At 69.1% G+C, this 18,724-nt stretch carries 17 protein-coding genes; 4 read left to right on the top strand and 13 right to left on the bottom strand.

Annotated features, from left to right (window positions below):
* Nucleotides 1–1,444: 1,444 nt before the first annotated feature.
* Together AB0F81_RS02695 and AB0F81_RS02690 are read right to left on the bottom strand one after the other, a co-directional pair.
* The gene (locus AB0F81_RS02695) at nucleotides 1,445–1,738 is read right to left on the bottom strand and encodes a WXG100 family type VII secretion target (protein WP_360189796.1); all 294 of its coding nucleotides are present in this window, start codon (nucleotides 1,736–1,738) and stop codon (nucleotides 1,445–1,447) included.
* Nucleotides 1,739–1,756: 18 nt separating this feature from the next.
* The gene (locus tag AB0F81_RS02690) at nucleotides 1,757–2,074 is read right to left on the bottom strand and encodes a WXG100 family type VII secretion target (RefSeq protein ID WP_360189793.1); all 318 of its coding nucleotides are present in this window, start codon (nucleotides 2,072–2,074) and stop codon (nucleotides 1,757–1,759) included.
* 303 nt (nucleotides 2,075–2,377) lie between these two features.
* On the opposite strand from AB0F81_RS02690, the gene AB0F81_RS02685 reads away from it, so the two are divergent.
* The 3 genes from AB0F81_RS02685 to rarD all read left to right on the top strand — a co-directional run bounded on the left by AB0F81_RS02685 (nucleotide 2,378) and on the right by rarD (nucleotide 6,092).
* Entirely contained in the window at nucleotides 2,378–4,486 is a 2,109-nt protein-coding gene (locus AB0F81_RS02685; RefSeq protein ID WP_360189790.1) for a type VII secretion protein EccE, read from the top strand.
* 100 nt (nucleotides 4,487–4,586) lie between these two features.
* A complete protein-coding gene (locus AB0F81_RS02680) occupies nucleotides 4,587–4,964 on the top strand; it encodes a phage holin family protein (RefSeq protein ID WP_360189787.1) in 378 nt (125 codons plus the stop codon).
* Between the two features lie 174 nt (nucleotides 4,965–5,138).
* Entirely contained in the window at nucleotides 5,139–6,092 is a 954-nt protein-coding gene (gene rarD, locus AB0F81_RS02675) for an EamA family transporter RarD (RefSeq protein WP_360189784.1), read from the top strand.
* A gap of 15 nt (nucleotides 6,093–6,107) precedes the next feature.
* Here the strand turns inward: rarD and AB0F81_RS02670 are convergent, their stop codons facing one another.
* A complete protein-coding gene (locus tag AB0F81_RS02670; protein WP_360189781.1) occupies nucleotides 6,108–6,788 on the bottom strand; it encodes a zf-HC2 domain-containing protein in 681 nt (226 codons plus the stop codon).
* Nucleotides 6,789–6,903: 115 nt separating this feature from the next.
* Complete coding sequence (locus tag AB0F81_RS02665; protein ID WP_196417033.1) at nucleotides 6,904–7,698, bottom strand: IclR family transcriptional regulator C-terminal domain-containing protein; 795 nt, start codon at nucleotides 7,696–7,698, stop codon at nucleotides 6,904–6,906.
* Nucleotides 7,699–7,851: 153 nt separating this feature from the next.
* Here AB0F81_RS02665 and AB0F81_RS02660 point away from each other — a divergent pair, with 153 nt between their 5' ends.
* Complete coding sequence (locus tag AB0F81_RS02660) at nucleotides 7,852–9,045, top strand: MFS transporter (RefSeq protein WP_360189777.1); 1,194 nt, start codon at nucleotides 7,852–7,854, stop codon at nucleotides 9,043–9,045.
* 123 nt (nucleotides 9,046–9,168) lie between these two features.
* Here AB0F81_RS02660 and AB0F81_RS02655 read toward each other — a convergent pair whose 3' ends face one another.
* The 9 genes from AB0F81_RS02655 to nuoH all read right to left on the bottom strand — a co-directional run bounded on the left by AB0F81_RS02655 (nucleotide 9,169) and on the right by nuoH (nucleotide 18,714).
* On the bottom strand, nucleotides 9,169–10,128 hold the full coding sequence (locus AB0F81_RS02655; protein ID WP_360189991.1) for a polyprenyl synthetase family protein: 960 nt from the start codon (nucleotides 10,126–10,128) through the stop codon (nucleotides 9,169–9,171).
* Between the two features lie 279 nt (nucleotides 10,129–10,407).
* Nucleotides 10,408–10,641 carry a hypothetical protein gene (locus AB0F81_RS02650; protein WP_360189774.1) on the bottom strand — a complete coding sequence of 78 codons (234 nt, stop codon included), beginning with the start codon at nucleotides 10,639–10,641 and terminating at the stop codon, nucleotides 10,408–10,410.
* Nucleotides 10,642–10,707: 66 nt separating this feature from the next.
* On the bottom strand, nucleotides 10,708–12,240 hold the full coding sequence (gene nuoN / locus AB0F81_RS02645; RefSeq protein WP_360189771.1) for an NADH-quinone oxidoreductase subunit NuoN: 1,533 nt from the start codon (nucleotides 12,238–12,240) through the stop codon (nucleotides 10,708–10,710).
* Between the two features lie 3 nt (nucleotides 12,241–12,243).
* Nucleotides 12,244–13,782, bottom strand: a complete 1,539-nt coding sequence (locus AB0F81_RS02640) for an NADH-quinone oxidoreductase subunit M (protein WP_360189768.1) — start codon at nucleotides 13,780–13,782, stop codon at nucleotides 12,244–12,246.
* Nucleotides 13,779–15,707, bottom strand: coding sequence for an NADH-quinone oxidoreductase subunit L (gene nuoL, locus AB0F81_RS02635; RefSeq protein ID WP_360189766.1), 1,929 nt, complete (start codon nucleotides 15,705–15,707; stop codon nucleotides 13,779–13,781). Before nuoL ends, AB0F81_RS02640 begins: the two co-directional genes overlap by 4 nt.
* 11 nt (nucleotides 15,708–15,718) lie before the next feature.
* Entirely contained in the window at nucleotides 15,719–16,018 is a 300-nt protein-coding gene (gene nuoK, locus AB0F81_RS02630; RefSeq protein ID WP_360189763.1) for an NADH-quinone oxidoreductase subunit NuoK, read from the bottom strand.
* Nucleotides 16,015–16,755 carry an NADH-quinone oxidoreductase subunit J gene (locus AB0F81_RS02625; RefSeq protein WP_360189760.1) on the bottom strand — a complete coding sequence of 247 codons (741 nt, stop codon included), beginning with the start codon at nucleotides 16,753–16,755 and terminating at the stop codon, nucleotides 16,015–16,017. Before AB0F81_RS02625 ends, nuoK begins: the two co-directional genes overlap by 4 nt.
* A complete protein-coding gene (nuoI, locus tag AB0F81_RS02620) occupies nucleotides 16,755–17,336 on the bottom strand; it encodes an NADH-quinone oxidoreductase subunit NuoI (protein ID WP_360189757.1) in 582 nt (193 codons plus the stop codon). The genes AB0F81_RS02625 and nuoI overlap by 1 nt, the downstream gene beginning before the upstream one ends.
* A 1-nt stretch (nucleotide 17,337) precedes the next feature.
* On the bottom strand, nucleotides 17,338–18,714 hold the full coding sequence (gene nuoH, locus AB0F81_RS02615; protein ID WP_360189988.1) for an NADH-quinone oxidoreductase subunit NuoH: 1,377 nt from the start codon (nucleotides 18,712–18,714) through the stop codon (nucleotides 17,338–17,340).
* Nucleotides 18,715–18,724 lie beyond the last annotated feature (10 nt).

Here is an 18,724-nt window from a genome sequence, read left to right as displayed (position 1 = left end):
GGCATGCTCGGCTTGTCCCAGCCGGGCGTCGCCATGCTCGCCCCAGAACCGGGACGCGTGGCGCCCGGCCCGCCCGCGGGCATCGGCGCACCGCTGGACGGCATCGCAGCAGACGACGAACCACTGGGCGGTCCCGCGAACGAGGGCCGGCCGCTGGGTGGCAGCGCCGACGGAGGACCGCTCGGGGGCGCCGCAGGCGAGGACGGGCCGCTGGGCGGCACCGCGGGTGGCTGGTATGCCGCAGGCAAGGACGGGCCGCTGGGCGGCACCGCGGGTGGCTGGTATGCCGCAGGCGTGACCAGCCCAGACGGATCGACCGGGGCCGGCGACCGCAGCGACGGACCTGCCGGGTCAGCGGGAGTACGCGACGGCAGACCGCTCGGCGCTGGAGTTCCGGGGGTCCGCAACGGCAACCCGCCCGGCCCGACCGGCGGCTGGCCGCCGGTCGGAGCGCCCGGGCCAGGGAAGCCACTCGGAGCACCCACACCCGGACCAGCCGGGATAGCGGACACCGGTGGCGCACTCATCGGCGCGGCAGGAGCACCACCCGGCGGGACCGGAGCGATTGCCGGAGAGACCTGAGGAACACCCCCCGGCCCGGGCATCGCAGCCGCACGAGCCGGGCCGGCAGCAGACGGCGCGGGTGCACCGGACGCTGCCGGATCGTAGGTGGGCCCACCGGAAGCATCGGTGCCCCGGCTTGCCGCGAGGGCCGCCGCACCGATCTCCTGGATCTTCGAGCCGCCCTGGGCATCCCGACCCGGACCCCGGGTAGGCAGGCGCAGGTCACCGCGAGCGAGCTGAGCGACGAACCAGGCCGGCAGGTAACCCTCGATCGGCAGGCCGGGGTTGACCGCCAGCCACCACTCGAGGTTGGGCCAGGTGTTGGCAAGCTCCGCATATGGCACACGGCGGGCTGAGCCGGTGTAGTCGGAGAGGCACGACCGAAGCGCCTCCTGCGAGGTGAACGCCAGCACATGCGTGCGCCCACCTGTACTCCATGTCCCCCAGCCCAGAGGTGCCAAGCCGGCTAGCGCATCGGCCGAGACTGGTAACAGGAGGTCGACACCGGCGAGAATACGGAAGTAGGACTCCTGGTCATCGGTGCGCAACGCATCGCGCATCGCGACCTCGGCGTCCGTAGCCGGTTCCCACTCGGACACGTCCACCTCTCCCCACGCGTGCGAACGAGCCAACTCAACGCGTATAACCTACAAGGTCAGGCCGCAATCACAATGGGCGGCGGCATGCTGACGGCCGAGTCGGAAGTATGGCCCACCCGGTACGAGATCGCGCAGGGCCCGCAGGCACCTATCAGCCACTCGCAGCGATCATCCAACAACCGATGGTAGCCGTGACACGCGCCCCGGCCATTACGCGAACGGGCGACCTCAACCCCAACGGAACGGACCAAAACGGATCGCCCGTGAGGGTACGGCAAAGCTCACAGGAACCGCTGAGTGGCCGCCCGCTCGGTGTCGACATAATCCGCCGCCGACTCGTGCACCGCCATCTTGATCTGCCGCAGAATGTTCTGCAGATCCTCGGACGCCGCCCGCCAGGTCGCCTGACGCTGTGAATACGCCTCACGGGCCTCGCCGGCCCAGGACTCGACCAGCGGACCAGCGTCACGCTCGAGCTGGTCGAGCTGGGTCCGCAGAGCGTTCAGAGCCTTTTCGATGTCGGCGCCCGCCTGCTGCAGGGCACCGAAGTTGACCAGTAGAAGACCGTCGTTCATCGATTTCTCCAGGAGAGTTCAGAGCGGGAGCGTGAAGGTGCCACCGGTCCGGGTGACGCGGGAGGCGGCGTCGGTGTCAGCGGCCTCGTAACTGGCTCCGGACGAGCGGATGGCGGTGGCGGTTTCCGCGAGCGCGTCGTTGAGGCTTTTCAGGTCTGCCGCATACTGCGTCTTGACCTGCTCGAACGCCGTCGCACCCAGCCCTTTCCAGGCGCTGCTGAGAACCGACAACTCGGTCATCAGTGTGTTCAACATGCCTTGAAGGTCGGTGTTGACCTGTTCGAATTTCGTGGCCGTATTCGCCATCACCGCGGCTTCAGCCTTGGTTTGCGCCATCGGCGGATGCACCCCCACTCTTCTGCAGATCTGTTGTGGACTGTGGAATTCATCGATGTGGGTCACTAGGTTAGCCGCTCGGCAACGCCCGCGTAGCCCGCCACGAACCCCCGTCAAGAACCCCGCCGACGGTAGTGGCACGGTGACGCGGTGCGGTAGTCCCTGATCGCCGCCTGTGGATAACTCGAAGGGCCGTGACCGGAACTGTGGATAACTCCGGGCCGGCATGCCCACTGCCCTACGATGAGGCACGCATGACGATCAATGCCTGCTTCACGGACGGGGGTCCACGTGAGCATCGAGATGGCCGCGCCGCCGTCCAGCGGTGCCCCTGCGGCGACGCGGGGCAGACGGCGATTTGGCGTATGCCTCAATCAGATCGTCGCCAGCCAGGCCGCGCTGGTGCTGGTGCTGGTCGGGCTCCTGCTCGGCGGCGCCGCACTGGTCGCCGCCGCGGGCTGTGCGGCCTGCCTGTTGGCCGTGACCTGGGTGCGCGCTCGCGGTCGGTGGGCCTTCGGCTGGCTCGGCACGCTGATGCGGTTCGCCCTTCGCCGGCGTGCGGCCAGGATCGAAGGGTCGGCAGCAGCGCTACGCTTCGCCGCTCCCCGGACCGTGGTGACCACCGCCGAGCTGGCGGGCGCCCCGGCAGCGGTGATCGCCGACGAACTCGGTCTGATCATGGTCTTCGAGATCGGCGGTCGATCTGCCGAGATTCCACCACTTCCGCCTCTCGCGACCCTTCTTCCGGCACCTGATCGGAATCAGCCTTCGGCCCGGATGCAGCTGGTGCTGTCCGGGGCCCCGGCCTCGGCCGGGCGGAGCGGACCCGCTACCAGCTCTTACCGCGCTCTTTGCGAGGGCGCCACTCTCGGACAGCACAGCGCGACGCTGGCCGTCCGCGTGCTGCGGACCGGGGGATGGACCGACGACGAACTCAGGCGCGAGCTGCTGGGTCTGGGGCGCCGGCTGATCCGCCGACTGGCGAAGGCGTCAGCTCGCCCACTGGACGCGGCCGCTGCGATCCATGCGATCGCCGACCTCGCCCATGCCGGGGAGCCCACACAGGCGCGCGAGTCGTGGAGTGGGCTGTGGCTCGGCGGCCTGATCCAGGCCACGTTCCAGTGCCATCCGAGAGCCGGTGATCCGCTGCCCGCGCACCTCCCCTCCCGGCTGCTGCACCTCCCGGCGGTGGCGACAACCGTGGCCGTGACCTCGGACCTGCACACCGGGCAGGCCAACAGCCTGCTGGTCCGTCTCGCGGCCGTCGACACCACCGGTCTCAGCACGGCCGTCCAAGCGCTGCATCGGCTGCTCGCCGCGGAGAGCGTTGAGGTCCAGCGCTGGGACGGTGCCCATCTGCCAGGGCTCGCCGCGACGATTCCTCTAGCCGGCTGGTCCGATGCCGAGGGGTCGTTCGACAGCCCGGACCTGCCGGCCGTGCCCGCCGGTCTGATGCTGGGCCGCAACCGGCAGGGCAACCCCGTGCAGGCGCGGTTGTTCCGCCCGGAACGGACGCTGGTCCTGCTTGCCGGCGGCCTGCCCGCAGCACAGTTACTGGTGTTCCGGGCCTTGGCGACGGGTGCTCGGGTCATCGTGCAGAGCACACGCCCGCAGGCGTGGGAGCCCTTCGTCCGTGGGGCCGCCGCACCCGGCGAGTCCATAACTGTGATGCCACCGAACCGGCTGCTCGACATCCCTGCCGGCTCACCCCTGCACCCCACACTCACCGTCGTCGACACCAGCCGGCCGGGCCCCGCTTCCCCCAACACCGGCCCAGCGACCACGCTGACAGCCACCGACGGGCGCGGACGCCCAGCAGGCACCACCGGCCCAGCGACCACGCTGACAGCCACCGACGGGCACGGACGCCCAGCAGGCACCACCGGCCCAGCGACCACGCTGACAGCCGCCGACGGGCGGGGACGCCTATCAGGCGCAGGCACAAGTGCCTCACACGCCCGCGGCGCAGGCACGAAGCTCGCGCACGCCCACGGCGTCGACGCGGACATCGCGCACGCCCACGGCGTCGGCGCAGACACCACGCACACCCACGGCTTCGGCACAGACACCGCGCACGCCCACGGCGAGCGCCGGCAGAAGGCCGGCAAGCGTAGGGAGACGAGTGGCGAGCGTTGGCAGACGACGCTGGTCGTGCGGGAGACGATCGAGGCCGCCGACGTGGAGACGGCGACCGCGGCCGATCTGCTCGTCCTCCAGGTGCTCGGCTCGGCCGAGGCCGCCCTACTCGGCGGTGCGTTGCGTCTCGGGGAGGCCGCTGACTACCTGACGCGGATGCGCCCCGACATGATCGCGGTGGTGAGCAAGCAACGGGTCCGCTGGGCCACGCTGGCTCAGACACAGATCGAGGCGGGACTGATCGGCGACCCGGCCCGCACGGTCGCTGGATTTTGAAACGATAAGTCTCGATAAGAGGGTTTCTTCTGCGACGGGTGGATGAAGATCGCGGGGTGTCGTACCCGCAGCTTGTCCGGCCGTGGCACGATCCCCAGCCATGGGCATCCTCATCCGGCTGGTGATCACCGCCATATCGCTGTGGATCGCGACCCTGGTGATCGACGGAATCAGCCTCACCGCCGACACCACGGCCGGCAAGGCCGGCACGCTGCTAGCGGTCGCCGTGATCTTCGGTCTTGTCAACGCGATCCTGCGGCCGATCATCAAGCTGCTCGGCTGCGGCCTCTACGTTCTTACGCTCGGCCTGATCGCGCTGGTGGTGAACGGCCTGCTGTTCATGCTGACCAGCTGGATCGCCGGCCAGCTCGACCTGGGTTTCCACGTCGACAACTTCTGGCCCTCGGCGGTCCTCGGCGCGCTGCTCGTCGGCGTCGTCAGCTGGGTGCTCAACATGCTGGTTCCCGACGGCGACTGACCGGCGGGCTGCGACAACACTGTGGGGACGCTGGGCCGGCGTCCCCACATGCATTTCCCGACCATGACCGGAAGCCGGCGACCTGCGAGAAAGGGCCGCCCACCCGGAATTGGCCTCGTGACCTGGCCCATATATGCAAGGACCGCTCTGCTGCACTCCCCTTACGGTTGAGCTATGACCGACGAGCAGCGTGGATACGTGTACGGCTTCACGGCGTACGCGATCTGGGGTTTCTTCCCGATCTACTTCAAGCTGCTCCGCCCGTCCCCGGCCCTCGAGATCCTCGCGCACCGGGTGCTCTGGTCGGTGGTCTTCGTCGCCCTCCTGCTCACCGTCATGCGTAACTGGCGCTTCCTCGGCCGCATCCTGCGCACACCACGACTGCTCGGTGGTGTCGTCACGGTCGCCCTGCTGATCGGGGTCAACTGGGGCACCTACATCTATGGCGTCAATTCCTCTCGCGTCGTCGAGACAGCGCTGGGCTACTTCATCACCCCGCTGGTCGTCGTCCTGCTCGGCGTCACCGTCCTGCGGGAGCGGCTCCGCCTCTGGCAGTGGGTGGCGGTCGGCGTCGGCACCCTCGCCGTTGCGATCCTGGCGATCGACTACGGGCGCCTGCCCTACATCGCTCTCATCCTGGCCGTGTCGTTCGGCTGCTACGGCCTCATCAAGAAGCGCATGTCGCTTCCGCCGGCCGAGGGCCTGTTCGTCGAGTCGGCTGTCCTGGCCGTCCCCGCGCTCGCCTATCTGACCTGGCTGAACCTGTCCGGCGGCGCCCAGTTCGGGCACGTTTCCGCCACGCACACGGCGTTGATGCTGTTCGCCGGCGTGGCCACCGCGATTCCGCTGCTGCTGTTCGCCGGTGCCGCGAACCGGGTGCCGCTGGTCGGGCTCGGCATCCTGCAGTACATCGCACCGATCCTGCAGCTGGCCTGCGGCGTGCTGATCTACCACGAGCCGATGCCGCCGGCCCGGCTTGCCGGGTTCGGCCTGGTCTGGCTCGCCCTAATGATCTTCACGGTGGACGGGATCCGCGGCGCCCGTGCCGCGGCGAGGGTTCGTGCGGCGGCCGGCGCAACGGCCGCCACCGTCGCGGAGCCGGCCGCCGCCGCCCTACCCACCCGCTGACCGGGCGGGGAATCCTCAGTTGCCGGAGCTGAAGCCCGGCAGGTCGTATTCGAGCATCGCCTTGCCGTCGAAACGCACGACTTCCAACCGCGCCAAGCTGCCCTCGGCGAAGTGGGTGGCCCCCTGCATCGTGAACGTCGCGCCCGGTTTCGCCTGCCACGAACCCAGCTGTTCCTGCTGCTCGTCAGGGCCGTAGGCGATCATCCGGAATGTGTACGGCCGATCCGCCGACTTGCTGTAGGAGCACACCATCTCCACCTGGGTGCCACCCGCGGTGCTGGTGACCCGGACCGTGGCGGTGATCGGTGAGACATCCTCCACCGGCGCCATCGCGATCGCCGGGCCGGGCGGCGGGCTGACCGGCGCCTGCTGGTCCATGCTCCACGCCACGACACCGCCGCCGAGCAGAAGGACGAGCACGGCCGCGACGGCAGTGCTGAGCAGCCGGATCGGGAAGGCCCGGACGCGAGGCCGCGGCCGCGGATGCGGGCCGGGCGAGGTCAGCGTCGGGTCGAGCAGTTTCGCGAACTCGTCGGCGTCGAGCCGGTCGAGCATGTCCGGCACGCGGGACAGATCGGCGACGGCTTCCCGGCAGAACGAACACGTCGCCAGGTGACTCTCGTACGCCGCCCGTTCCCCCGGCGACAGCGCGCCGAGGACGTAGGCCGCGTCGTCGTGCCCGTCCTCGCATCGCATTCGTATCGCCTCCAACCGGCTTTCCGTCCCGGTCTTTGGTACGCGGTACGTGACGCGAAGGTTCAACGGCTCCTTAACGGTCCTCGTCAAAACGTGGCGGCCCGGGGACGGAGAGTCAGGCGGTCGCAGACTCCCCTCCGGAGAGCGCCTCGGCGACGTTGCGGGCGGCAGCGGTCAGTTTCGCCCGCACGACCCGAGCGGACGTCAGCATCTCGGCGGCCGGCATCGAGCAGGCCAGGACGAGCCGGCGCTCCATGTCCCGGTCGGCGACGACGATCACCGCGGCCGAGGCGAGCCCCTGGCGGAACTGTCCCATTTCGATCTGCATGCCGCGCCGCTCGCCGGCGGCCAGGTCGGCCTCCAGCGCCTCCGGTGTGGTCAGTGTCGCCGGCGTGAACGCCCGCATGCCGTAGTCACGCAGATAGCGGGAGCGCTGGTCGGGCGTGAGCGTGGCGAGCAGCGCCTTGCCGAGCGCGGTGGCGTGGCCGCCCTCGTCGAAACCGGGGGCGATGTCGTCGAGGAACGGCGACCGGGCGCCCTCGGCCGAGGCGGTGACGGCGATCCGCCCGCCGACGAACCGGCCCAGGTAGTGGCTGTATCCGGTGTCGAGGGCGGCCCGGCGCAGCGCCTCACCGACCGCGGGCGGACCACGGAAGGCGGAGACCAGCTCCCGATAGCGGTCGGCGATCTCCAAGCCGACGATGTAGGTGCCGTCCTCGCGGCGGATCACGTAGCCCTCATAGGCCAGAGTGCGCACCAGATGGTAGGTCGTCGCGACGGTCAGCTCGCACCGTCGGGCGATCTGTTTCACGGTGAGTCCGCGCGGCGCGCGTCCGACCGACTCCAGCACGCGCAGGGCGCGCGACACGCTCCGGATGAGATCTGACGGCTCCGCTAGGGGGTCACGCACAGCTACCTCCGAGGCCAGGGACTTACACCATATGAAGAAACGTTCGTGGACGGAATGCCAAAAGCATGTGGATCACGATCGATTTACACAGCGGGTGTGATCAATGGGACTGTCCGCATCCACCGGCGGCCTGGGCGGCATAGTCTTCGGGTAATGCACAAGCCCGCAGCCGGAGCCGACGGAACCGGTTTCACCAGCGCAAACGCTAGGGTGGCCACGCTCGGCGCACTTACCACGACGATCGCTGTTTCGATACCGGTCTTTCTGGTCGCGGGACTCGCCGTCCAGATTGGAGACCAACTCGGCTTCTCGGCGGCAGGGCTCGGACTCGTAGTCTCCGCCTACTTCGGAGCGAGCGCGCTGGCCTCCGTACCCGCTGGGGCTTTGGTGGAGCGTTACGGCGCGACGCGCGTCGCCCGGCTGGGTGCCGCTCTGGCCGCGCTCGTCCTGATCGGCATCGCGGTCGCCACGAGCTCGCTCTGGACGCTGATCGCGATCCTGGCACTGGGCGGCGCGGCCAACGCGATGGGCCAGCTGTCCAGCAACGCCAGCCTGTCGCGTTACGTCCCGGTCGGCCGCCAGGGCCTGACCTTCGGCATCAAGCAGGCCGCCATCCCGATCGCCACGCTGCTGGCCGGCGCCGCGGTGCCGGTCGTCGCGCTGACCGTCGGGTGGCGGTGGGCGTTCGTCCTCGCCGCGCTGCTCGCGGTGGCCGTGATACCGCTGGTGCCGACCGATTTCGCACATCGACGGCAGTCTCGTGAGCCGGGCCGGGCGACCGGTGCGCTGGTCGTGCTCGGCATCGCCGGAATGCTCGCAGCTGCCTCCGCCAACGCCCTCGGCTCGTTCCTGGTGTCGTCCGCCGCGGACAACGGCATCTCCCCGGGGCCGGCCGGGCTCGCGCTGACCCTCGGCGGGGCGGTCTGCGCCGTCGCCCGCCTCATCGGCGGCTGGCAGGCCGATCTGCGGCCCGGCGCGCAGGTCGGAGTGATCGCGGGTCTGCTGATCTTCGGCGCTGCCGGTCTCGCTCTGCTGGCGATGCCCGGCGAGGTCGCGCTGCTCGCCGGCGTCGTGCTGGGTTTCGGTTTCGGCTGGTCATGGCCCGGCCTGATGAACTTCGCCGTGGTCCGGCTGCATCCGCAGGCGCCGGCGGCGGCCACTTCGATCACCCAGGCCGGCATCTACGCCGGGGGCTGCGTGGGCCCGCTCGGGCTGGGCACCATCGCCCACGTCGCCGGCTATCCCGCGATGTGGCTGACCGGCGCGGTCGCGATGCTCACCGCAGCCGCCCTGATGACGCTCGGCAGCCGGCTGCTGAGCCACCACACGAGCCAGCAGCCACACTGAAGACGCCGCCAGCAGCCGCATCAAGGACGCAGCCAGCAGCCGCACTGAAGACGCCGCCAGCAGCCGCATCAAGGACGCAGCCAGCAGTCGCGCTGATGACGTCACCGGACGACGAGGAAACGCTCACCCCGTCCGGTCGGCGATGACGTCGCAGAGCGCCTCCATGGCCCGCCGCGCCTCGCCGGCCGGCAGCGGCGCCAGCCGCGCCCGGGCCTCCTCGGCATAGGTCCGCACCGTCTCGCGGGCCCGTTTCATCGCCGCGGACTCCCGCAGCAGCGTCAGCGCCTCGGCGTGCAGCGCGTCGTCGGTGATCGGCCCGGCCGACAGCAGCTGCCGCAGCCGCACCGCGGACGCGTCGCTGTCATCGTCGGCCAGCGCGTAGAGCACCGGAAGCGTCGGCACACCCTCACGCAGGTCGGTGCCGGGCGTCTTGCCGGACTGCACCGACTCGGAGGCGATGTCCAGCAGGTCGTCGGAGAGCTGGAACGCGATGCCGATCGTCTCGCCATAACCCGCCAGCGCCTCGACGAACTCCGGCCGGGCGCCGGAGAACAGGCCGCCGAAGCGGGCCGCGGTGGCGATCAGCGACGCGGTCTTCTCGGTGATGACGTGCAGATAGTGCTCGATGGGGTCGCTGCCGCGCGGCCCCACCGTCTCGGCGATCTGGCCGTGCACCAGACGCGAGAAGGTCTGCGCCTGCAGGTGCACCGCCTCGGTGCCGAGCGCGGCGGCCAGATCGGCGGCCTGCGCGAAAAGATAGTCACCGACGAGAATGGCCACCGAGTTGCCCCAGCGCGCGTTGGCGCTGGGCGCCCCGCGCCGGACGGCGGCCTCGTCCATCACGTCGTCGTGGTAGAGCGTCGCGAGGTGCGTCAGCTCGATCACGTTGGCCGCATCGACGATCTGCGGCGACGACGGGTCGCCGAACTGGGCGCCGAGCGCCACCAGCAGCGGCCGGAACCGCTTGCCACCGGCATCGGCGAGATGGCGGGCGGCCTCTGCCACCAGCGGATCGGCGCTGGCCACATGGCCGCGCAGCGCCTCCTCCACAGCGACCAGCGTCGCTGACACCGACGCGTCCATCGCGGGATCCACGTCGAGGCCCAGCGACGACAGCGCCAGTTCGGGCTGGGCCGGAGCAGGCTGAGTCAGATCACCGGTGCTCACCACGCTTTCACGATGCCATACCGGTCCGACGGTTTCTGTCCCAGGGTGGCACGCGACAAGATCAAAAATCCGACAGCGATCGTACGAGCAGCGCACGGCCCCGTGGCTACCCAGCGGCCTGGGCACAACACCGGGCCGTCGGGGCCGCCGCCGGGCTGATGCGGTGGTCGAGGTCGTGGGGATTCCGGGCCCGGGCTAGCCGCGGACCGAGGCGCGAATGGCGCGGTACTCAGCCCACGGAACGGCCGGCCGCGGCACGACCTCGTCCGGGGTCACGGTGATCAGCAGCCGCATGTAATAGAAATCGGTCAGCATCGTCATCGTCCAGTCCAGGTAGGCATGCGAACCCGGCTGCCGCGCCATCAACCGCTCCCCGAGCACCGCCAGGTCGCCGGTGGGCTCGGTGTGCACCTGATTCCCGGGCGTCATCCTAGGTGGACGGCGAACGACGAGGGCCCCGGCACATGACCGGGGCCCTCGACAGCGAACAACGGGCTATCTGACGAAGCCGGCCGCCTGCTCGGTGAGCTCGATGAGCGGCGACGGCGCGACACCGAGCGCCAGCGTGGCGATCACGCCGATGCCGAGCACCGCCGAGGTGAGGAAGCCCGGGATCGAGACCGCCGGGGTGGACTCGCCCGGTTCGGAGAGCCACATCAGCACCACGACCCGCAGGTACGGGAAGGCCAGCAGCATGCTGGTGATCACGCCGAAGATCACCAGCCAGGTCTGCCCGCCCTCGATCGCCGCCCCGAACACCGCGAACTTGCTGGTGAAGCCGCTGGTCATCGGGATGCCGGCGAAGGCGAGCAGGACGAACGTGAAGGTGGCCGCGAGCAGCGGGCTCTTGCGGCCGACGCCGGCCCACCGGGACAGGTGGGTGGCCTCGCCGTCGGCGTCGCGCACCAGGCTGATGATCGCGAACGCTGCGAGCACCGAGAACCCGTACGCCACCAGGTAGAACATCGTGCTGCTGAGACCCTGCTCGTTGAGCGCCAGGACACCCACCATGAGGTATCCGGCGTTCGCGATGGAGGAGTACGCCAGCAGGCGCTTCAGGTCGGTCTGGGTGACCGCCAGCACCGCGCCGATGAACATGGTGAGCACCGCGATCGCACCGAGGACCGGCTGGAAGTCCCAGCGCACCCCCTCGAACGCCACGTAGAGCACCCGCAGCAGGGCACCGAAGGCCGCCACCTTGGTGCAGGCGGCCATGAACGCGGTGACCGGCGTCGGGGCGCCCTGGTAGACGTCCGGGGTCCAGACGTGGAACGGCGCGAGAGCCGCCTTGAACAGCAGGCCGATCGCGAGCAGGCCCAGCCCGGCATAGAGCAGCACCTGGCTCTGCGTCGGGTTGGCGACCGCCGCGTGGATCCTGTCCAGCTGGATCCCGCCGGCAAAGCCGTAGAGGAAGGCGACACCGAACAGGAAGAAGGCGGAGGCGTACGAGCCGAGCAGGAAGTACTTGAGCGCGGCCTCCTGGCTGAGCAGTCGCCGGCGGCGGGCCAGCGCGCAGAGCAGGTAGAGCGGCAGCGAGAAGACCTCCAGCGCCACGAACATGGTGAGCAGGTCGTTCGCGGCGACGAACAGCAGCATGCCGCCGAGTGCGAACGTGGTCAGCGGGTACACCTCGGTGGAACCGGGCTGCCCGCCGGCCTGCTCCATGTCCTTGCGCGAGCCGACCGTGACGGCGGCCTGCGAGACGAACGCGCCGCCCTTCTCGATCGAGCGCTCGCCGATCAGCAGCAGCGAGACCCCGCCGAGCACCAGGATCGTGCCCTGCAGGAAGAGGGTCGGCCCGTCGACCGCGACCGCCCCGCCGATGGTGATCGTACGAGTGCCCCGTTCCAGCACCACCGCGGTCAGCGCCGCGACGACCGCGAGCAGCGCCAGCCCGAGCTGGACGCCGTTACGAACCTTCCGGGGGGCGATGATCTCGACGAGAACGCCGACGCACGCCGCCCCGAAGAGGATCAGCATGGGCAGCAGTGCCCCGTAGTCGATCGAGGGCAGTTCGAGTTGTTCCATGGCTCAGCCGCCCACCTTTCCGTCGGCCACCGCGGTGGGAGCCGGGTCGGTCTTGCCGACGTCCTGCAGGGTCGCCTGCACCGCCGGGTTGATCACGTCGGTGATCGGTTTCGGATAGAAGCCGAGCACCAGCAGGAGCGCGATCAACGGGGCGACCACGACCTTCTCCCGCAGGGTGAGGTCCTTCTGCATGGCCGGCACCTCGGTCAGGGCCGGGTTGAGGGTGCCCTGGGTGGTGCGCTGGATCATCCAGAGCACGTACGCCGCGGCCAGGATGATGCCCAGCGTCGCGATCACCGCGATCGGCTTGTTCGTGCTGAACGTGCCGATCAGCACCAGGAACTCGCTGACGAACGGCGCCGTGCCGGGCAGGGCCAGGGAGGCCAGACCGGCGAAGAAGAACACCCCGGCCAGCACCGGCACCAGCTTGCCGGCCCCGCCGAAGTCGCTGACGAGCGCCGAACCGCGCCGGGCCACGAACATCCCGACCACGATGAAGAGCAGGCCGGTGGCGAGGCCGTGGTTGACCATGTAGAGCACCGCGCCGGTGCCCGCCTGGGTGGTGAAGGCGAAGATGCCGATGCCGATGAAGCCGAAGTGGGCGATCGACGTGTACGACACCAGCCGCTTCAGGTCGTTCTGGCCGACCGCGAGCAGCGCCGCGTAGATGATGCCGATGACGGCCAGGATCAGCGCGGCCGGCGCGAACCAGCGCGACGCCTCCGGGAAGAGCGAGAGGCAGTAGCGCAGGATGCCGAACGTGCCGACCTTGTCCATCACGCCGACGAGCAGCGCGGCCGCACCGGCCGGGGCGGCGCCACCGGAGTCCGGCAGCCAGGTGTGGAACGGGAAGAACGGCGCCTTGATCGCGAACGCCACGAAGAATCCGAGGAACAGCCAGCGTGCGGTGTTCGTGTCCAGCGAGGCGGCACCCTGTGCCAGCTCGGCGAAGTCGAACGTGTTGCCGCCGACCACCCACAGCCCGATCACGGAGGCCAGCATGAACAGGCCGCCGACCAGGCTGTAGAGGAAGAACTTCACCGCCGCGTACTGCTTCTGGCCGCTGCCGAAGGACCCGATGATGAAGTACATCGGGATCAGCATGACCTCGAAGAACACGTAGAACAGGAAGACGTCCGCCGCGGCGAACACACCGATCATCGTGAACTCGAAGGTGAGCAGCAGCGCGAAGTAGGCCGGGGCCGACCGCGTGCTCTGATCCACGTCGTGCCAGGACGCCAGGATGACGACCGGGAACAGCACGGCGATCAGCATCAGCATGACGAGCGCGATGCCGTCGGCGGCGAAGGTGAAGTTGACACCCCAGGCCGGGATCCACGGGTAGGACTCGTGGAACTGGAACCGGTCGCCGTCGATGGTGAACGCGGTCCACATGACGATGCTCAGCACGAGCACCACCAGCGACCAGATCAGCGCGACAAGCTTCGCCAGCTCGGCCTTCGTCCGGGGGATGAAGGCCACCACCGCGGCCCCTACCAGAGGCAGAAGCGTCAGGATGGAGAGGAAAGGAAACTCGCTCACACCAACCACCCCAGCTGGATCGCGATGAAGGCGCCGACGACGAGCATCGCGCCGGTGAGCATCGACAGGGCGTACGAGCGCACGAACCCGGTCTGGAGCCGCCGCAGCCGCCCGGACCCGCCGCCGACCGCGGCCGCGATGCCGTTGACCACGCCGTCGACGCCCCGGTTGTCGAGGAAGACCAGGAACCGGGTGAGGTAGATGCCCGGCCGCTCGAACACCGCCTCGTTGAACGCGTCGGTGTAGAGGTTGCGCCGGGCCGCGGTGACCAGCACCCCGGCCGGTTCCGGCTCCAGCGCCGTACCCCGGCGGAACAGCGACCAGGCCAGACCGGCGCCGATGACGGTGACCAGCAGGGACAGGATCGTGATCACCGTGTGCGACAGCACGCCGTGCGGCTCCGCCTGCTCCGCGCCGAAGACCGGCGTCAGCCAGTCCGCCACGCTCGTGCTCATCAGCCAGCCGGCCGCGACCGAGCCGACCGCCAGCAGGATCAGCGGAATGGTCATGATCGGCGGGGACTCGTGCGGGTGCTGGTTGTCCTCGGTCCAGCGGGCCGGGCCGTGGAAGGTCAGCACGAAGAGCCGGGTCATGTAGAAGGCGGTCAGACCCGCGCCGAGCAGCGCGGCCAGGCCGAACACCCAGGCTTCCCAGACCACCTCACGCTCGAAGGCGGCCGCGATGATCGGCTCCTTGGAGAAGTAGCCGGAGAGCGGCGGGATGCCGATGATCGCCAGCCAGCCGGTGGCGAACGTGATCCAGGTGATCTTCATATGCTTGGAGAGCGCACCGAACCGGCGGATGTCGACCTGGTCGTGCATGCCGTGCATGACCGAGCCGGCCCCGAGGAACATGTTCGCCTTGAAGAAGCCGTGCGCCAGCAGGTGGATGATGGCCAGCGCGTACGCGCCACCGCCCAGCCCGACGCCGAGGAACATGTAGCCGATCTGGCTGACCGTCGACCAGGCCAGGACCCGCTTGATGTCGTCCTTGGCCGCGCCGATGATGCAGCCCATCAGCAGGGTGATCGCGCCGACCGCGACCGTGACCAGCTGCAGGGTCTCGTTCGCCGAGTAGACCGGGTTGGACCGGGCGATCAGGTAGACACCGGCGGTGACCATGGTCGCCGCGTGGATGAGCGCCGACACCGGGGTCGGGCCCTCCATCGCGTCCGGCAGCCAGGCCTGCAGCGGGAACTGACCCGACTTGCCGCAGGCACCGAGCAGGAGCAGCAGCCCCAGCACCAGCACCGTGGTCGCGGAGAGCCCGCTCAGGCCGTTGAAGACCGCGGCGTAGTCGGTGGTCCCCAGCGTGACGAACATGATGAAGATGCCGATGGCGAGGCCGGCGTCGCCGACCCGGTTCATCAGGAACGCCTTCTTGCCGGCGGTGGCCGCCGACGGCCGGGTGTACCAGAACGAGATCAGCAGGTACGACGCCAGACCGACGCCCTCCCAGCCGAAGTACAGCATCACGTAGTTGTTGCCCAGGACCAGCAGCAACATCGCCGCGACGAAGAGGTTGAAGTAGCCGAAGAACCTCCGGCGGCCGGGGTCGTGCTCCATGTAGCCCACGGCGTACAGGTGGATCAGCGAGCCGACGCCGGTGATCAGCAGGACGAAGACACCGGAGAGCGGGTCGAAGAGCAGGCCGAAGTCGACCTGCAGCCGGCCCACGGCGATGAATTCCCAGAGGCTGAGCTCGGCTGAGCGCCGCCCCTCCTCCAGGCCGGAGAGCGAGATGAAGAAGATCAGCCCGAGCACGAACGAGGCGGCGACCGAGAGGACGCCGAGCCAGTGCCCCCACCGGTCGGCGCGCTTGCCGAGCAGCAGCAGGACGGCCGCGCTGGCGAGCGGGATCGCCACGAGCAGCCAGATGAGGCTCAACACTCCCGTCGCGGGGGCGAACTCCACAGTTCTTTCCACGTGAAGGCCCTTCAGTACTTGAGGAGGTTCGCGTCGTCGACGCTCGCCGAGCGCCGCGTACGGAAGATCGACATGATGATGGCGAGGCCGACCACGACCTCGGCTGCCGCGACGACCATCACGAAGAACGAGATGATCTGGCCGTCCAGGCTGCCGTTGATCCGGCTGAAGGTGACCAGCGCCAGGTTCGCCGCGTTCAGCATCAGCTCGATGCACATGAACAGCACGATGGCGTTACGGCGGATCAGCACCCCGGCGGCGCCGATGGTGAACAGGATGGTCGCCAGGACGAGGTAATAATCCGGGGTCATTTCTCGGTTCCCTTCGGGGCCGCCTCGAGCTCGCTCAGCTCACGGACCGGGAGGATCGGCGAGATGCTGCGTTCGGCGCCGTTGCCGTCCGGCAGCCGGGCCGGCGCGGCCACCGACATGGTGTTCGCGTAGACGCCGGGGCCCGCCTTCGGACCGGGGTAGTTGCCCGGCCGGAAGCGCTCCTTCATCCGGGTGACCTGGTCGCGGACGTCCTCCTTCACCTTCTCCACGTGCGCCATGATCATCGCGCCGACCGCGGCCGTGATGAGCAGCGCCGACGTCACCTCGAAGGCGAAGACGTACTGGGTGAAGAGGAGGGCGGCCAGGCCCTGGACGTTGCCGTTGGCGTTGGCCTCGGTCAGCCCGGCCACGAACGACGTGCCGAGCGACCGGGCCAGTCCGGTGGCGATCAGCGCGGCGAAGCCGACACCGAGCACGATCGCGGCCAGTCGCTGACCGCGCAGTGTCTCGATCAGTGAGTCCGAGGCGTCCCGGCCGACCAGCATCAGCACGAACAGGAACAGCATCATGATCGCGCCGGTGTAGACGATGACCTGCACCATGCCGAGGAACGGCGCCGAGTTGATCACGTAGAAGACGCCGAGGCAGAGCATCGTCACGACCAGCCAGAGCGCGGAGTGCACCGCGTTGCGGGCCAGGACCATGCCGAGCGCGCCGATCACCGCGACCGAACCGAGGATCCAGAAGGCGACCTGTTCGCCGGTCGACACCTCCATCACGCCGCACCCCCCGTGGCGTCGGTCGCCTCGTTGGTGGCCCACGGCGCCCGCTCCGCGCCGACCGAGGTGCCCGGGTTGGTGAGAGCGCCGACGTAGTAGTCCTTGTCGGTCTCACCCAGGCGCATCGGGTGCGGCGGCTGCTCCATGCCGGGCAGCAGCGGGGCCAGCAGTTCCTTCTTCGTGAAGATCAGGTCCTGCCGGTTGTCCCGGGCCAGCTCGTACTCGTTGCTCATGGTCAGCGAGCGGGTCGGGCAGGCCTCGATGCAGAGCCCGCAGAAGATGCACCGGGCGTAGTTGATCTGGTAGATCTTCGCGTACCGCTCGCCTGGCGAGAACCGCTGCTCGTCGGTGTTGTCCCCGCCCTCGACGTAGATCGCGTCGGCCGGGCAGGCCCAGGCGCACAGCTCACAGCCGATGCACTTCTCCAGGCCGTCCGGGTGCCGGTTGAGGATGTGCCGCCCGTGGTAGCGCGGCGCCGGCTTCGGCGGGGAGAACGGGTAGTCAGTCGTGATCACCTTGCGGAACATGTGCGCAAAGGTCACGCCGAAGCCCTTGAAGGAACCGGTGAACGTGCCCACGTCACACCTCCATCCCTCGTTCGGACCGAGATTCGGACTGAGATTCGGACTCGCCGCCGACGGTGGCCGGGGTTCGCTCGGCCACGGCTCGGCGGGCACGTGGGCTCGGCGGCACCTGCAGGTCCATCGGTGGCACCGGGAAGCTGCCCGGCGGCCGCTGGTGGATCTGCTCCTCCAGGGACAGTTGCCGCGGCTTCTTCTTGGCCGGCCAGCCCCAGGCGACGGCCAGCACCACCACCGCGATGGCGACGGCGGAGATCAGCCGGGCCTCGGTGGTGAACCCGCGGGCCACCTTGAAGTACGCCAGGAAGAGGATCCAGACCAGGTTGACCGGGATCAGCACCTTCCAGCCGAACCGCATGAACTGGTCGTAGCGCATCCGCGGCAGCGTGGCCCGCAGCCAGATGAAGCCGAAGAGCAGCGCGAACACCTTGAGGAAGAACCAGATCAGGCCGAAGTAGCCGGCGTTGGCGCCCTCCCAGACCGCGGTGATCGGCCACGGGGCCCGCCAGCCGCCCAGGAACAGCGTCGTGCAGAACGCCGAGACGGTGATCATGTTGATGTACTCGGCGAGGAAGAACAGCGCGAACTTGAACGACGAGTACTCGGTGTGGAAGCCACCGACCAGCTCGGACTCCGCCTCGGGCAGGTCGAACGGCGCCCGGTTGGTCTCACCGACCGCCGCGATCATGTAGATGATGAAGCTCGGCAGCAGCTGCACCGCGTACCAGCCGGGGGCGGTCAGCTCGACGCCGCCGATGGTCACCGGGCTGCCGTCGGCCTGCGCCGCGACGATCTGCGAGGTGCTCATCGTGCCGGCGGTCATGAACACCGCCACGATCGACAGGCCCATCGCGACCTCGTACGAGATCATCTGCGCGCTGGACCGGAGACCACCGAGCAGCGGATAGGTCGAGCCGGACGCCCAGCCGGCCAGCACCACGCCGTAGACGCTCATCGAGGAGCAGGCGAGCAGCACCAGCACCGAGACCGGCACGTCGGTGAGCTGCAGCGCGGTCTGCTGACCGAACATGTTCACCACGCCGCCGAACGGGATCACCGAGAACGCGGTGAACGCCGTGGTCGCGGAGATCACCGGCGCGATGAAGTAGACCACCTTGTCGGCGGTCTTCGGGATGATCTCCTCCTTGAACGGCAGCTTCAGGCCGTCGGTGAGGCTCTGCAGCCAGCCCTTCGGGCCCACCTGGTTGGGGCCCGGGCGGACCGCCATCCGGGCCACGACCTTGCGCTCATAGTTGATCGTGAACAGCGTCATCAGCAGGAGCAGCACGAACACGCCGAGCAGCTTGATGAGCGTGATCCACCAGACGTCGTTCTCGAACGTCTCGAGCGTCGGATCGACGGCGTGCGCCGCCAGGACTACGGAG

The sequence above is a fragment of the Actinoplanes sp. NPDC024001 genome, assembly GCF_040638955.1.
Lineage (GTDB): Bacteria > Actinomycetota > Actinomycetes > Mycobacteriales > Micromonosporaceae > Actinoplanes.
This window is presented reverse-complemented; position numbering and strand designations above follow the sequence as displayed.

Coding starts and splice junctions, on each gene's coding strand:
- AB0F81_RS02695 (WP_360189796.1), bottom strand. CDS start 1,738: ATGAACGACGGTCTTCTACTGGTCAACTTCGGTGCCCTGCAGCAGGCG.
- AB0F81_RS02690 (WP_360189793.1), bottom strand. CDS start 2,074: ATGGCGCAAACCAAGGCTGAAGCCGCGGTGATGGCGAATACGGCCACG.
- AB0F81_RS02685 (WP_360189790.1), top strand. CDS start 2,378: ATGGCCGCGCCGCCGTCCAGCGGTGCCCCTGCGGCGACGCGGGGCAGA.
- AB0F81_RS02680 (WP_360189787.1), top strand. CDS start 4,587: ATGGGCATCCTCATCCGGCTGGTGATCACCGCCATATCGCTGTGGATC.
- rarD (WP_360189784.1), top strand. CDS start 5,139: ATGACCGACGAGCAGCGTGGATACGTGTACGGCTTCACGGCGTACGCG.
- AB0F81_RS02670 (WP_360189781.1), bottom strand. CDS start 6,788: ATGCGATGCGAGGACGGGCACGACGACGCGGCCTACGTCCTCGGCGCG.
- AB0F81_RS02660 (WP_360189777.1), top strand. CDS start 7,852: ATGCACAAGCCCGCAGCCGGAGCCGACGGAACCGGTTTCACCAGCGCA.
- AB0F81_RS02655 (WP_360189991.1), bottom strand. CDS start 10,128: ATGGACGCGTCGGTGTCAGCGACGCTGGTCGCTGTGGAGGAGGCGCTG.
- AB0F81_RS02650 (WP_360189774.1), bottom strand. CDS start 10,641: ATGACGCCCGGGAATCAGGTGCACACCGAGCCCACCGGCGACCTGGCG.
- nuoN (WP_360189771.1), bottom strand. CDS start 12,240: ATGGAACAACTCGAACTGCCCTCGATCGACTACGGGGCACTGCTGCCC.
- nuoK (WP_360189763.1), bottom strand. CDS start 16,018: ATGACCCCGGATTATTACCTCGTCCTGGCGACCATCCTGTTCACCATC.
- AB0F81_RS02625 (WP_360189760.1), bottom strand. CDS start 16,755: ATGGAGGTGTCGACCGGCGAACAGGTCGCCTTCTGGATCCTCGGTTCG.